The sequence below is a fragment of the Prosthecobacter sp. genome (assembly GCF_034366625.1).
Taxonomy (GTDB): Bacteria; Verrucomicrobiota; Verrucomicrobiia; order Verrucomicrobiales; family Verrucomicrobiaceae; genus Prosthecobacter.
Window position 1 is genome coordinate 301,908 of the sequence record NZ_JAXMIH010000008.1, and the last position, 13,769, is coordinate 315,676.

Genomic DNA, 13,769 nt, shown 5'->3' on the forward strand with positions numbered 1-13,769 from the left:
ATGAACACATCCCTCATCGTCCGCAGCCTGCTGGCGCTCCTCCTGATCGTTGTTTTTTGGCTCACATGGTGGGTTTTCGGGCGTTCACCCGAGGCGCAGGTGCGTGCGGCCCAGGCGAATTTGATCGAAGCGGTCGAAGATCGCGACTGGGACGAGGTGGAGGAACTGCTCGCGGACAATTACACCGATGCCTACGGCCATACCCGCGCCTCCGCGCTTCAGGACGGGCGTAAATATCTCAGTGGCTTCTTCACACTGACCTTGAAGACGGATCAAACGACGATCCGGGCCGCGAAAGGGCAGGGCATGGTGAGCATGATGATCCGCCTCGAAGGCAACGGCGCTGGTTACAGCCAGATGGTTCTGGGACACGTCAACCAGCTCACCGAGCCGTGGATTTTTCACTGGAGCAATCCCGGGCGCTGGCCATGGGACTGGCAGGTGAACATGATCCACAATGATCAGGTGCGTTAATTGCCCTTTTTCTGTGCCTTGCCGGTCATGGGCACGAACCGCACCGGCAGCACGGCGGTTTTGCGCAGGCCATCCGCCTGTTTCTTCAGCAGATAAAGTTCCTGCTTTCCGCCAGTTTCACCTACTGGAATGATCATGCGTCCGCCGGTTTTGAGCTGGTCGATGAGCGGCTGCGGAATGCTCTCCGGAGCGCACGTGACGATCACTGCGTCGAACGGCGCCTCCTCCGGCCATCCGGCGTAGCCGTCGCCAATGCGCACCTTCACCTTGTCGTAGCCGAGGCGTTTCAATGTCTCCTGCGCCTGTTCGCCCAGAGGTTTCACGATTTCGATGGAGAAGACCTGCGCCCCCATCGCTGCCAGCACCGCTGCCTGATAACCACTGCCAGTGCCGATCTCCAGAATGCGTTCTCCGGGCTGCGGATCAATGGCCTCAGTCATGAAGGCCACGATGTAGGGCTGTGAAATCGTCTGCTCGTGGCCGATGGGCAGCGGCCCGTCCTCGTAGGCACGTGAGCGCAGATGCTCCGGCACAAATTCATGCCGCAGCACGCTGCGCATGGCGTCGAGCACACGCTTGTTTTGAATGTCACGCCCGGCTGTCATGAGTTGTTCGCGGACCATGCGCTCCCGCTGGGTTTGAGAGTCGCCTGCTTTTGTCAGTGTCTGGGCTTCGCAACAGCCGGACATTGCCACGGCTGCAATGGCGACGACACGGGCGACTGGCAGAGCAGGGAACATGGCACCTTAGGGTACGCCGTGACCCATGGCCGCCTGCCATAAACCGTACCAATCTTCGCGTTCCAACTGAATCCCGGCGGCCTGGGTAACGGCCTGGATGCGATCCAGCTTGTTGGTGCCGATGATCGGCAGCGGCATCGACGGATGCGCCATGATCCAGGCGTAGGCGAGCTGGTCGAGCGTGGCACCACCGTATTTGGCGGACAGTTCAGCCGCCTTCGCGTGGAGGCGGACGGCGGCGGGATCTTTTTTCTCCATCAAGGCTCCTTTGGCCAGTGGAGACCAGGCCATGGGCAGGATGCGGTGGCGCTGGCATTGATCGGCGGTGCCATCGTAGATGGGGTCCATGTGCAGGAGGCTGAACTCGATCTGGTTCGTCACCAGCGGCTGGTCCATGCGCGAGTTCAGCAGTTCAAACTGATGCACGTTGTAGTTCGAGACACCGGCGCTGCGGATCTTGCCATCCTTGAGCAGCTTGTTCAGCCCTGCGGCCGTTTCGTCCGCGCTGGTGAGCCAGTCGGGACGGTGGACGAGCAGCAGGTCGATGTGGTCGATGCCCATGAAGCGCAGCGATTTCTCGGCGCTCTTGATGATGCGGGCTGCGGTGACGTTGTAGTGCGCCACTTTGCGGTCGGGATGGAACTCGCAGGGCACGTAGATGCCGCATTTGGTCACGATCTCGATCTTGCTGCGGAAGGCGGGGTCGAGTTTCAAAGCGCCGCCGATGGCCTCCTCGACCTTGTAACTGCCGTAGATCTCCGCCGTGTCCAGCGTGGTGATCCCCATGTCAGCGCAGGCCTTGAAGCGGTTCAGCAGTGCTTGGGGCGTGCAGTTGGCCTTGTCCTCATCATCCAGGATGCGCCAGGTGCCATAGACGAGACGGGAGAATTCAGGGCCGTTGGGGGCGATGCGGTGGCGGGTGATCATGCGTGGCCGACCATTGCTGCCCACACCTCATCCGACAAACAAAAAACGGCACCTCTCGCGAGATGCCGTTCGGAAATCTTTGCTGGGGGTCCTGAATCAGGCGGGTTTGGTCAACGCACCAACCTTGAGCGCCAGACGGCTCTTGAAGCGGGCGGAGGTGTTTTTCTTGATGACGTGGGTCTTGGCGGCTTTGTCAGCAGCGGCGGCGAACTCGCTCAGGCTGGCGGCGGCGGCGGCGGCGTCCTTCTTTTCCACGGCAGAGATCACTTTCTTGCGCAGGGTGCGGATGCGGCTTTTCACCGTTTGGTTGTGAGCGGTGCGAACCGTCGTTTTGCGGATGTCTTTTTCTGCGGAGCGGATGTTGGCCATAAAAGGGGCGGGGGGAAAGGGCGGCGAGAATAGGACGCCCCCACCGGCCTGTCAAACTGGAATCCTGCCCGTTGCCGCCACGCAGGTTTTGCTTGGCTCCGCCGGTCGAATCCGGTAGAAACTCGTCCATACCAGCCATGATCGAAGTCGAAATCTACGCCCCCGGCCTCCGTGCGGAGTCCGCCGTGATGCACCTCCGCAACCAGATGGACCACTTTCCCAAGGTCCGCTACAAAGTCGATACCCGGCATGACCTCGTTTATTTCGAGATCGACAAGCCCGGTGACCTCAATCAGATGGAGATCAACCAGATCTTCGACGCCATCGATCTTCAGCCCCGCTTCGTCGGTCAGATCCCCGAAGAGCTGCGCAGCGGCGGCACGACGAAGCTGATCTGACTCACTTCTGCTGCAGCACTTGCGCGGCCTGCTTCATGCGGGTGAGAACATAATAAACCGTCTGGCTGCGCAGCCGCACCAGTTCTGCGCCGATGATACGCGGCACAAAATCCTGCGGCACGTCCAGCACCTCCCGCAAGGTCGAGCCATTCAGTCCTCGGCATAAAATCGTCGTCAGCGCCTTCGTCAGCGTCTGCACCTTCGGCCCGAGGCTGACTGCAAAGTACGCATGATCGTCCTGTTCGAGTCTCACATGCACCCCGACCGTGTCCGTACATTCTGCGTCCTTCCGCACGTCCTCCAGATCGAACTTTTCCCCCTCTTTTGGCGCGTGAGCCGCCGAAGCTGCCGCCAGATCGATCAAATTCTCCCGCCGCTCGCCTTCCGGCAGCGATTCAAAAAACGCGATCAATTCGCCCAAGGCGGCGGGATAGGCCTGCATGCTTACTTCTTCACCGGTTTTGGCGGATTCAAATCAATCACCGGCATCTCTGTGAACTTTTTCCAGTGCGCCTCGCTCTGCTCCTGCGTCGCCACGCCGTCGTGAACCCACAGCGCATAGCGTACGCGGAGCTTTTTCTCCTCCGTCACCTCCACCGGCGTGTCCAGGCTCAGGCAGCAGCCCATCCAGCCGTCGTTGCGCACATGGAAGGCCGTCGGGTTGTGCGGATTCATCGGGTGATTCATCAGCGTGATGCCGCCAAAGCCGTCCGCGTCGTTGGTGATGCGTCCGCTGTAGTCGCACCAGCGTGCGGGCTTGCGGAAAATCGCCTCCTCATTGACCTGCCCTGCCGAATTCAAAATGCGCCCGCCGCCATCATGCACGCCGATGCTTTTTGCCACTCGCACCGCCACCAGGCCGAAACCCGTGGCCCCAAACGTCGTCGTCTTGCCCTTCGGCGGTGAAAACTCCAGGTCGATGATCATGAACCAGCTCTTCGCCCCGTCCAGCGGCCGGATCTCCGTGCGCCGCACCTCGATGAGTTGAATCGACTTGTCCGCCTCGCTGATCCAGTGGTTCACCATCCGCATCGCCGCGAACTCGTCGGTGTCCTCGTAACCTTCGCGTGAAACCTCCACATTCACGATGCGGCCCTGCTTCTTCGCGTAATCGCCCCAGAAATCCAGATCGTTCACCATGTTGTGCGTCACCCACACGCTGTTATGATGCGAATGCGTCAGCGGATCATGCGGATGCCCCATCCGCGTCAGACTCACCTCACGCGAAGCCCGGATTGGGTGCCAGAACGGCCGCATGTCCAGCGGATCGAAGTGCATCGCCGTCAGCTCCCGCCCATCGAGTTGAAACGACGTGATGTGATGCGGCATCGGCACCGCCTGCACTCGCGGAATCGGCTTCGCCGAAGGTAATTGCGCTGCCGCCGTCGTCGCAAAGATGAATAGGAGGGTCGAAATTCGCATGATCCTTCCATACGCGCCCAAACCGTGATCCTTCGGGCTTCGGCATTCATTCGTCATTCTGCATTCGTCATTCGACATTTCCCGTTCATCTTCCCACCGCAAGGAATCCTCGATTCCCCTCGTTCCAACCGCCCATCCCATGAAGAAAATCCTTCTCTCACTCCTCCTCGCCGCTGCGACCACCTTCGCGGCCACCTTCGCGGCCACCATCCCCGACGCCGCCAAAGTCGGCCAGTTCTACGCCGGCTGCCAGGCCTACAGCTTCCGCATGTACAGCGTGTTCGAAGCCATCGACAAAACCGCGCAATGCGGCGGCAAGACGATTGAATTCTATCCTGGGCAGAAATTCTCCACCGAGAAGCCCGATGCCAAGTGGGATCACAACGCCACCCCTGAGATGATCAATGCCGTCATGAAACACCTCGAAGCCAAAGGCCTCACCGCGGTCGGCTATGGCGTCGTCAAACTCGGCCAGGATGACGCCTCCAACCGCAAGATCTTCGAGTTCTGCAAAACCCTCGGGATTGGCGTCGTCGTCACCGAGCCTGACGTCACCGCACTCGACAAGATCGAGGCCCTCGTGAAGGAATTCGACATCAAGATGGCCATCCACAACCATCCCAAGCGCCCGCTCGACCGCGCCTACATGTTCTGGGATCCCAACTACGTCCTCGGCCTCGTCAAGGACCGCGATCCTCGCATGGGAGCCTGCGCCGACGTCGGCCACTGGGTCCGCAGCAGCCTCAATCCCGTCGATTGCATCAAGATCCTTAAAGGCCGCATCTTTGACAGCCACATGAAGGACCTCACCGAATTCGGCAATCCCAAAGCCCACGACCTCCCCTTCGGCACCGGCAAGAGCGACATCCCCGCCATCCTCGCAGAATACCACGCCCAAGGCTACCCCGGTCCGCTGCATTGCGAATACGAGCACAACTGGGAAACCAGCGTGCCCGAAATTACCCAGTGCCTCGAATTCGTGAAGAACTGGAAGCCTGCGCAGTAATTCAGATCACCCAAGGAGCGGGGCCTTCCAGGCCCCGCTTTTTTGTGCTCATTCACCCCAGCGCGATGTTTCGCTCAAGCGGGCACGCAAAACGGAGCGCGAGTGTGTCGAAGACCACTCGCCACTTTCAACTCCCTACGTCAACGCAAGACCTCAAAACAGGCGAGTAGGCTTCGCCATACTCGCGCTCCGTCCCATCATCGCGCCACCTTCAGATACGCGATCAAATCCGCCAGCGACTGCGGCGTCATCACCGCCTCCAGCCCCTCCGGCATCAGCGAAATCCCCGCGCTCTTCAAAGACGCCACATCACTCCGCAGCACCGACTTCGTCAGGTTCCCCGCCATCTTCAGCGTCAAACTCGCGCTCGTCTCCGTGGCGATGGCACCATAAAGCTGCTCGCCGTTCTTCAGCGTGCAATGATACGCCATGAAACCCGGCTCGATGATCGCGCTCGGGTCCAGGATGGAGTTGAGCAGCTTCTCCGCGTCATGCTGCACCACGCTGCGCAGATCCGGGCCGAGTTCGAGGCCCACGCCATCCAGCTTGTGGCAACTGATGCACACGCTCGCGAAAACCGTCTTCCCGCGTTCCACATCTCCCGTGAGCTTCAGCGCGGGCTTGAACTTCTCCACCACTGCCGCCCGCGTGGCGCTCGTCGAGTCCGCAAACACCTTCTCCGCTACCTGCGCGATGTTTTTCTTCGGATGCTTCACCAGCCGCGCCCGCGTCGCCGCATCACATGCCTTCGCCTCCGGCCGTTTGAGCAGGGCCGAAGTCCACGCATCGTTCGAGAGCAGCGTTTCGATGATCTGACCGCGCACCGCCGGCGTGCGCTCTTCGAAGCGCTCCAGCAAAAATGTCGGCCCATCCTTCGGTTGCAGCCGTCCCACCAGTCGCAGCACCTCCGCGCTGCCCGTTTTCGCCCACAAACCCGGCAGCATGTCCTTCACCATCTCCCGATGCTCGCGATCCGAAGCCAAAAGCGCCAGTTCTGCCACCGGCGGAGCCGCCTTCGCCGTTTTGACCGCCTCCGCCGCCTTCGCGAGCATGTCCGCCATCTTCTTCAATCCCGCCTGTGCTTCCGGCGAACTCACCTGCTTCGCAAATTGCACCAGCGAGAGATTCTTTTCGTCGAGGACGGTCAGAAGCTCCGCGATGCCTTCTTGGCCTTCGAGCCGCGCAACCAAGGCCGCGATGGCTTTTTCATTCTTCACCGCCAGCGCACAGCGAAACAGCATCCCGCCCGATTTCGCATCCGCACGCGCACAAACCCGCTCCAAATGCGGCAGCACCGAACTCAAGGCCGCGCCTTGAAGCGCCGAACCCGCCGGAGCCGCGTTCAAAAGCTCCGCCAGCAAATCCGCCGCCCAATCGCCCTTCAACTCGCCCAACGAGCACGCCAGTTGCAGCCGCACCTTCTCGTCCTTTTCGTTCACGAGCTTTGCCAGCGCTTTTTGGAGTGGCGACGATTCGTCGCCACTCCACTCAAGCTTTTCGGCCATTTGGAGAGCTTGTTCGTGGACATGCGAATCTTGCCTCAAAAGAAGGTCGAGAACCATATTGTGTCTCTCACTTCCTTTCCCATAAAGAAGATATGCCCATGCCGTCTGTGCCGCGATGATGCCTTTGGGCCTTTTCAAAGCGCCAAGTGCGTGTGGATAGCCTGACCATAGGGCCTTCATCTGCCACTTGTCCCTGAGCCAGCCATTGCTGCTTTCCCACCATGTCGCTGGATTGTTGGTTAAATCTAAAGTGACCGATTTTGAAATGGGATCGGTTTGAGGTGCGCTGGCAACTGGAATAGCAGCCCCAGATCGAGTTGAAGCTCGAACTACTTTCCAAATCCGCCCCTTGTCGTCTCCTTCCCGGTAATGCGGCAGTAGCTCCTCTTTCCCATTCTGCGGCAACCACTGCGGATGCTCGATCATGTAGCGATACACGTCGGCGACCCACAACGCGCCGTCCGGTCCTGTGCGCACCATGACAGGGCGGCACCAGCGGTCTTCGCTGGCGAGGAAGTCCGTCTTCGACTCGGCGGGATCGCGCACGGCTTTAAAGGTGACGCCGTCTTCTTCGAGGATGTGGTGCTGCACCAGATTGGCAAACGGCTCGCAGGTGAAAGCATGCGTCTTGCCATCTTCAAACAGCACGCGGTCCCGATACACCTCGATCCCGCACGCACTCGTGAACCTCCCGGCTTGATCGAAGCTGTGAAAACGCTTCTCCATGCTGCTGGCGGGATACACCGGCGGATTGCGCGGAAAGAGCTGATGGATCGGGTCCGGCGGGATGACGTGCGGATTGCGGCGCAGGTAGTGATCCTGCAGGATGTAGTGCCACAGCGGGAAACTGTTCTGCACGCCGAACCAGTGGCCCCAGTCATCGCGGGCGCGGCCGAACTGCGAGGGGCCGGTCTGCGGATCAAACTCGCCGGTGTCCGGTTTGAAGCGGAAATCGCGGCTGCCGAGGTCGATCTTCTCGCCGGTGAGCTTGCACTCGATTTGAGTGCCTTTGTTGTAGCCGCCGTGATGCGCGCCCGCGGCGCAATACACCCAGCCGTCCATGCCCCAGCGCAGGCCGTTCACGCGGAGCTGCTGGTTGCCGGTGCTGAAGCCGGTGTAGAGCACCTTCTTCGTGCCATCGGGCGAAATGAAAAAGATGTCCGGCGCGGCGGTGACGATGACGCCCTCGCGCCAGGTAAGGATGCCGGTGGGATAGCTCAAATCGCTGACGATGACGGTGCGCTTGTCGTAGCGGCCATCGGCGTCCGTATCCTCCAGCCGCACGACGCGTCCGCCGGCCTTGCCATTGCCATCCATGCCCAGCGGATAGTCCGCCATCTCGATCACCCACAGTCGGCCCTGCTCATCCCAATCAAACGCCACCGGATCGAGCACCACCGGCTCCGCCGCGACGAGCTCGATGCGGTAACCGTCGCGCACATGCCACTTCTTCGCGGATTCTTCGGGGAAGAGTGGTGGCGTGGCGGTTGGCACCTTCGACTTCGCGCCAGCGTCGTGGAGTGCGGGGGCAGAGATGCCGGGGCCACCTGGCATCGGCGACACCGCTTTCGGGCGGTCTTTGGCCTTCGATGACGTTTCAGCTTTCGACAGCGGTGTGGCGCTGACGCTTCCCGCCGCACTCCACGACGCTGCCGCGCCCTTCGGAATCTCCAATCCTGTCACCACCACGTCAGAATACTCGCCCTCCAGTGGCGCGAAATCATCGCACCGACGGCCAAAGAACAACCCATTCGCTCCCGGCGCGGTGACGGGCAGTTCAGCGTCGATTTCCACCTTGCCATTCAGCGTCACCTTCACGCGCGAGCCGCTGCGCTCCAGTTTCACGTCATTCCACGAACCGGGCGCGATGACCGTTGTGCCGCGCACGATTTGATTCACTGCGTTGCCATTGAAGACAAACAACCGGCCCGGCGACGAGTCCTTGTAGTTGCCGCCGATGCCGAGATGATCCCCCGGAGCCTGCGAATCGCCCTTCGGCCCGCGTGAGATGAGGTAAGCCGTCACCGCGCTGACGTTGTTCGCCTTCGCGTTGCGGAAGCGCATCGACGCGGACCAGTTCTCATGCGCCTTCAGCAATGCCGAGGTCTGCACCTGCGCCCGCTTGGCCTTTTCCTTCCGCGCGACGCCATGTCGCGCGTTGTCATCAGCCACTTTCGAGATGCTCCAAAGCTTCGCGATGAGCGATGGCTCGATGACGCGATCCCAGATCGTGATCTCATCCAGCCGTCCTTCGAGTCCTTGACCGAAAAGCACCTCATTCGCCGCCTTCCCGGCCTTTCCGGTCAAAACGGGCTTTTCAGAGCCATCGAGATGCACGCGCACGTTTTGGCCATCGCGGACCAAAACGGCGAAATGCCAGTCATCGGCGAAACAAGGAGCCGGACTTGCCAAGTCCGGGCTTGAGGGGGGACTTGGCAAGTCCCTCTCCTTGTCCATGCCCCATTCCAGCCTCACCGTGTGATCCGGGAACTGATGCGCCTTCAAGCTGACACCCAACGCGTTGATCAACTCGCCCGTGCGATCACTCGCGCCGCTTTCATGGCCGAGCCAGAACCAGAGGGCGATGGTGGTCGTAGATTGAAGGTTTTCAGCGGGAAGCTTAAAGTGACCGCCAGTGAGTTGAACTGAGTAATTATATCTGGCCGCATAATCTAACTCAGAGGCATGCAATGCAGATTCTTCTCCGTAACCTAGCCCAGCACCCGCTCCAGGCATGTACGGAATCATCCTGCCGATCGGTTTAAGCCACATGTTGCCAGTTGCTCGCTGTTTTCCATCCCTTGCGAGGCTGGGGCCGTCTTCGTCGGCACCAAAACCTCCTGAGTCGAGGGTGCAATGAAACAAGGGATCGGATTTTTCTATCGCTGGCATCCACGCTCCCGTGTGCCTTGGCCCTTTGATGATGGAGGTCAAGTTCATTGGGCGTTCGCCAGAGCCAAGAAGACCAGCAAGTTCATGCATGTTGGCAGTCAGTTCCCAAACGATTTTAGGTTCCGCTGACACTTCCAAACCTGCCGTTCGCGCCGGCCAAGTGGTATATCCCCCAAGAACATGCTGCTCGGGCGGCGGAATATATCCCTCTGCCCCATTCGCAAGCTCGATATTAAAATGGCTCTTGAAAGGTGACCACCATTTCAGCTTCAACCCCGTGATCGCATACACCTCGTTCGGCAGCGTGGCGATGCTCAGGTCGCCAATCCGAATCGCTTGCAGCTTCACGCTCGTCTTTTGCCGCTCGTGCAAAATCAGCGCCTCTCTCGCATAGACTTCCTCTTTGTTCTTCGGTACGTCGTTTTCGATCTTCGCGGCGATGGGTCTTGCCCAGGCGAGGCGTTTTTCGTCGGGGACGCGATACTTGAGCTCGAGCGTCTTCTCGACCATGCCGAGCGGGACGTGGTCGGCATACTTCACGGTTTGCAGAGCCTTCAGGGCGCTGTCGGCGACCTCGGAGGCGTAGGTGTCGATCGTGATCGTCTTTTTCTCCGCGCCGTAGTCCATCCACATCTGGTCGCCGCTGGTGCCCTGGCTCATGGCGCAGACGAAGGGGCCGTTGCCATCGCCCGGCTGGCCCATCTTTGCGGCGAGGTGTCGGCAGAAGTGCCCATAGTAGTCGGCGGAGACCGGACCGCTGCCGAAGTAGTGCTGCGAGTAGTTCGCGAGCACGCCGAGCGGTTTGCCATCGAGCGTTTGCAGCGCGATGACGCTGAGCTGCGGATCGACCGGGCCGCTGGGGCCGACGACGTCCTTGCTGAGGTAGCCGGGGTGCATGTTCGCGCGGCCGGTGGGCTGGCCGAAGGGATCGACGACCTCCTTGCCCGGCAGGCGAATCCAGCGGCGGTTGTGCGTGTGCTCCCAGTCATCGAACGAACCCCAGCCGATGCGGGCCGGTTGCAGCGCCGCATTCGCCGCCACGATGGCCTCGGCGATCTTCGGCGTGAGGAATTTCGCATACACCGTGTCCTTGCGCGTGCCGAGGCAGCCCATCGCCGCCGGTGCGGAGTGCGTGTGCGTGGCGCTGACCATCATGCGGTCCACCGGGATGCCGCACTGCTTCGACGCGAGCGCTTTCGCCTCATCAATGAGCGACTGCTCCATCATGCAGGTGTCCACGATGGCGAAGGCGATCTTCATCTTCCCGTCATCGAGCACGAAACTGCGCACGAGGAGCGTGTCCGCGAGCTTTTCGCCCCGTCCTTCGAGAAATCCGCCCGCGATGATGCGCGGGAACTCCGTGGGCGAGATGTCCACCGTGGCCACTCCGGCACGGAATGAGGGTTGCGCGTGTGAGGTGAGGGCGGTGAATCCGAAGAGAAAGAGCAGCGACTTCATGAGGTTGGCTCAAACCAACGCTCACGGATCTCGCATGCTTGCCTCTCGATTAGGCGATCAACGGCCCAATTGCAGGCTCCTGAAGCAATTTCTGCACTTCATCGACCAGATTGGCCGCAGGCACCGATGCCTGCGAGCGTGCGATGAGGTTCTTGATGACGACTTCGGGATACTCGGCACCGAAAACGATGGCGAAGCGGGCTTTGCGGTCCTCGGCGGCCTGGAACTGTTTGCCGACTTTTTGCGAGCCGAAGGCGTAGTCGATGCGGATGCCCGCAGCGCGGAGCTGTTGGATCGAGGCGAGGGCATGCGGACGCTGCGCTTCATCGGCGATGACAACGAAGGCGTCGATGCTGCTGGCGGCGAGGAGGGCGCTGGTGAGCTTCATTTGCGCACCGGGCGTGCGCTTGAGCAGGATGCCGAGCACCACGTCGCCCATGGCGAAACCTGCAGCTGGCATATCGACATTGTCATCGCTCATGAGGGCGCAGAGCTTGTCGTAGCGACCGCCGCCGGCGACGGCGCGGAGGTTGTGCTTGAGGTCGAAGACTTCAAAGACGGTGCCGGTGTAGTAGGCGAGGCCGCGGACGATAGTGGCGTCGATCTTGATGAAGGACCAGAGGCCGCGCGCGGTGAGATTGGCCTTCAGTTCGGCAAAGGCAGAATGATTTTCATCCGCAGACGCCATGAAGCCGCGCACGATGGCGGTGGTGAGACCGATCTTGGCAAGCTTGCTTTCGGTGTCCTCGGGTTTGGCTCGCTCGATCTTGTCGATGATGCTCAGAAACGTCGCGGTGTGCTCTGGGGCAATGTTTTGATCAGCAAGGAAAGTGTTCCAAATCTCTCGGTTGCTGAGGCGGACGATGAAGTCGTTTTCACTCACGCCGAACTCACGCATGACGTCGATGGCGAGCGCAATGAGTTCCGCATCGGCGGCGGGGCTGTTGTCGCCGAGGATGTCGGCGTTGAACTGGATGAACTCGCGTCCGCGGCCCTCCTGCGGCTCTTCGTAGCGGAAGCAGGGACCGATTTGGAACCACTTGATGGGCTTCTTGAAGTCACGCTGCCGGGCGGTGGCCATGCGGGCGAGTGAGGGCGTCACTTCGGGGCGCAGCGTGATCTCGCGGTCGGCCTTGTCGCGGAAGCAGAAGAGCTGTGCGGTGATCTCGTTGCCGCTTTTCTTGCGGAAGAGATCGGTGCTCTCGACGACAGGTGCCTCATACTCGACGAAGCCATAACGCCGCGCGACGACGCGCCAGGTTTCGGCGATGTAGTTACGCATGGCGCATTCTTCGGGGAAGAAGTCGCGAAAGCCTTTGACGGTGCGGAAGGTGGACATAAGAAAGGGGCGATTCATCCTCGCACGCACCGGGAACGCAACCGGGAATTGCGCTGCGTGGCCCACCTATGCTCTCCGACCTGTTTGTGCGCGATTTCCGCTGCTTCGCCGAGGCGAAGGTGGAGTTGCATCCCGATGTGACGCTGCTGGTGGGCCGAAATGCGCAGGGGAAGACCTCGCTCATAGAGGCTGCGTGCATTCTGCTGCGGCTGCAATCGCCGCGCACAACAAACCGGGCCGAGTTGGTGCGCTTTGGAGCCCCGGCATGCCTTGTGGAGGCTGCATGGCATGGGAAGCGGCTACGCTACGCGCAATCGGCCACGACTCGGCGTCTCGCGTTGGATGGCACAACTTGCAGCAAGTCGGCGGATTATCTGGCCGCATCGGGCGTCGTTGTGTGGATGGATCATCGCGACATGAGCCTGCTGCGCGGTGGCGCGGAGCATCGGCGGCGTTTTTTGGATTTTGCGGCGAGCCAGATGTTTCCTGATTACCTGCACGCGTTGCGCGGCTATGAGCGTGCTCTGCGCGGGCGGAACTATGTTTTAAAGCGTGACGCGGTGATCGGGTGGAAGCAGGCGGATGCGTTTGCGCGGGTGATGGATGGCTTCGCGCAGGTGCTGTGGCGGCGGCGCGCGGAGCTGTGTGCCGCTTTGCAGCCTGAGGTGACTGCGGCACATGCAAAACTGAGCGATGGCGCAGAAGAAGTGCAGATTGAATTCAAGCGCACAAGTGATGATGCGCTGAGTTTGTTTGATGCGTTGCTTGCGATGCGTGATAAAGAGGCGCGCATGCGTTCGACGGCGTTTGGTCCACACCGCGATGATATCGCGATGAAGCTGAATGACCTCGATGCAACGACCTTCGCCTCCGAAGGCCAGCAGAGATCGTTCGCGCTGTCCATGAAACTTGCTCAGGCGCATGTGCTGGGGAAAGCTCGAAGCGAGGCGCCGCTGATGTTGATTGACGATGTTTTTGGCGAACTGGATGCCAATCGGCGGCGTGCATTGCTCGCGTGTTTGCCGCCAGGAACACAAAAAATCATCACGACCACGAATCTTGACTGGGCGGATGCCGATCAGATGACAGGGCTGGTGTATCGAGTCGAGCAAGCGACGCTAGATCGTGTTCAGGGGTGAAAATGAGCCGTTTTTCGCCCGAAATGGCCTGAAAACACCAAATCAAAGACCCTTAGAAACTTCCCTTGACGCATTTTCAGGCAGTTTTAGCTTTATATGG

The 13,769-nt window shown here is 60.4% G+C and carries 11 protein-coding genes; 4 read left to right on the forward strand and 7 right to left on the reverse strand.

From position 1 onward, the window contains the following. On the forward strand, window positions 1-474 hold the full coding sequence (locus U1A53_RS09655; protein ID WP_322280456.1) for a hypothetical protein: 474 nt from the start codon (window positions 1-3) through the stop codon (window positions 472-474). Here U1A53_RS09655 and U1A53_RS09660 read toward each other — a convergent pair. The 3 genes from U1A53_RS09660 to rpsT all read right to left on the reverse strand — a co-directional run bounded on the left by U1A53_RS09660 (window position 471) and on the right by rpsT (window position 2,510). Next, complete coding sequence (locus tag U1A53_RS09660) at window positions 471-1,163, reverse strand: protein-L-isoaspartate(D-aspartate) O-methyltransferase (protein WP_345786485.1); 693 nt, start codon at window positions 1,161-1,163, stop codon at window positions 471-473. The two genes, U1A53_RS09655 and U1A53_RS09660, sit on opposite strands and share 4 nt — an antisense overlap. 57 nt (window positions 1,164-1,220) lie before the next feature. Next, window positions 1,221-2,141, reverse strand: a complete 921-nt coding sequence (locus U1A53_RS09665; RefSeq protein ID WP_322280458.1) for an aldo/keto reductase — start codon at window positions 2,139-2,141, stop codon at window positions 1,221-1,223. Between the two features lie 96 nt (window positions 2,142-2,237). Then, window positions 2,238-2,510, reverse strand: coding sequence for a 30S ribosomal protein S20 (gene rpsT, locus U1A53_RS09670; RefSeq protein ID WP_322280459.1), 273 nt, complete (start codon window positions 2,508-2,510; stop codon window positions 2,238-2,240). Between the two features lie 137 nt (window positions 2,511-2,647). On the opposite strand from rpsT, the gene U1A53_RS09675 reads away from it, so the two are divergent. Then, complete coding sequence (locus U1A53_RS09675; protein ID WP_322280460.1) at window positions 2,648-2,908, forward strand: hypothetical protein; 261 nt, start codon at window positions 2,648-2,650, stop codon at window positions 2,906-2,908. 1 nt (window position 2,909) lies between these two features. On the opposite strand, the gene U1A53_RS09680 is transcribed toward U1A53_RS09675, so the two are convergent. Further along, on the reverse strand, window positions 2,910-3,350 hold the full coding sequence (locus tag U1A53_RS09680) for a SufE family protein (RefSeq protein ID WP_322280461.1): 441 nt from the start codon (window positions 3,348-3,350) through the stop codon (window positions 2,910-2,912). Window positions 3,351-3,352: 2 nt separating this feature from the next. Further along, the gene (locus U1A53_RS09685; RefSeq protein WP_322280462.1) at window positions 3,353-4,330 is read right to left on the reverse strand and encodes a PmoA family protein; all 978 of its coding nucleotides are present in this window, start codon (window positions 4,328-4,330) and stop codon (window positions 3,353-3,355) included. Between the two features lie 139 nt (window positions 4,331-4,469). Between U1A53_RS09685 and U1A53_RS09690 the strand changes: the two genes are divergently transcribed. Further along, the gene (locus U1A53_RS09690; RefSeq protein ID WP_322280463.1) at window positions 4,470-5,336 is read left to right on the forward strand and encodes a TIM barrel protein; all 867 of its coding nucleotides are present in this window, start codon (window positions 4,470-4,472) and stop codon (window positions 5,334-5,336) included. 197 nt (window positions 5,337-5,533) lie between these two features. Here U1A53_RS09690 and U1A53_RS09695 read toward each other — a convergent pair whose 3' ends face one another. Both U1A53_RS09695 and hisS read right to left on the reverse strand, forming a co-directional pair. After that, a complete protein-coding gene (locus U1A53_RS09695) occupies window positions 5,534-11,191 on the reverse strand; it encodes a PVC-type heme-binding CxxCH protein (protein WP_322280464.1) in 5,658 nt (1,885 codons plus the stop codon). Window positions 11,192-11,240: 49 nt separating this feature from the next. Then, a complete protein-coding gene (gene hisS, locus U1A53_RS09700; RefSeq protein WP_322280465.1) occupies window positions 11,241-12,530 on the reverse strand; it encodes a histidine--tRNA ligase in 1,290 nt (429 codons plus the stop codon). 68 nt (window positions 12,531-12,598) lie between these two features. On the opposite strand from hisS, the gene recF reads away from it, so the two are divergent. Next, a complete protein-coding gene (gene recF / locus U1A53_RS09705) occupies window positions 12,599-13,669 on the forward strand; it encodes a DNA replication and repair protein RecF (RefSeq protein ID WP_322280466.1) in 1,071 nt (356 codons plus the stop codon). Window positions 13,670-13,769 lie beyond the last annotated feature (100 nt).

Bases quoted from the DNA above. Each gene is read 5' to 3' on its own strand.
- U1A53_RS09655 (WP_322280456.1), top strand. From the start codon at position 1: ATGAACACATCCCTCATCGTCCGCAGCCTGCTGGCGCTCCTCCTGATC.
- U1A53_RS09660 (WP_345786485.1), bottom strand. From the start codon at position 1,163: ATGTCCGGCTGTTGCGAAGCCCAGACACTGACAAAAGCAGGCGACTCT.
- U1A53_RS09665 (WP_322280458.1), bottom strand. From the start codon at position 2,141: ATGATCACCCGCCACCGCATCGCCCCCAACGGCCCTGAATTCTCCCGT.
- rpsT (WP_322280459.1), bottom strand. From the start codon at position 2,510: ATGGCCAACATCCGCTCCGCAGAAAAAGACATCCGCAAAACGACGGTT.
- U1A53_RS09675 (WP_322280460.1), top strand. From the start codon at position 2,648: ATGATCGAAGTCGAAATCTACGCCCCCGGCCTCCGTGCGGAGTCCGCC.
- U1A53_RS09680 (WP_322280461.1), bottom strand. From the start codon at position 3,350: ATGCAGGCCTATCCCGCCGCCTTGGGCGAATTGATCGCGTTTTTTGAA.
- U1A53_RS09685 (WP_322280462.1), bottom strand. From the start codon at position 4,330: ATGCGAATTTCGACCCTCCTATTCATCTTTGCGACGACGGCGGCAGCG.
- U1A53_RS09690 (WP_322280463.1), top strand. From the start codon at position 4,470: ATGAAGAAAATCCTTCTCTCACTCCTCCTCGCCGCTGCGACCACCTTC.
- U1A53_RS09695 (WP_322280464.1), bottom strand. From the start codon at position 11,191: ATGAAGTCGCTGCTCTTTCTCTTCGGATTCACCGCCCTCACCTCACAC.
- hisS (WP_322280465.1), bottom strand. From the start codon at position 12,530: ATGTCCACCTTCCGCACCGTCAAAGGCTTTCGCGACTTCTTCCCCGAA.
- recF (WP_322280466.1), top strand. From the start codon at position 12,599: ATGCTCTCCGACCTGTTTGTGCGCGATTTCCGCTGCTTCGCCGAGGCG.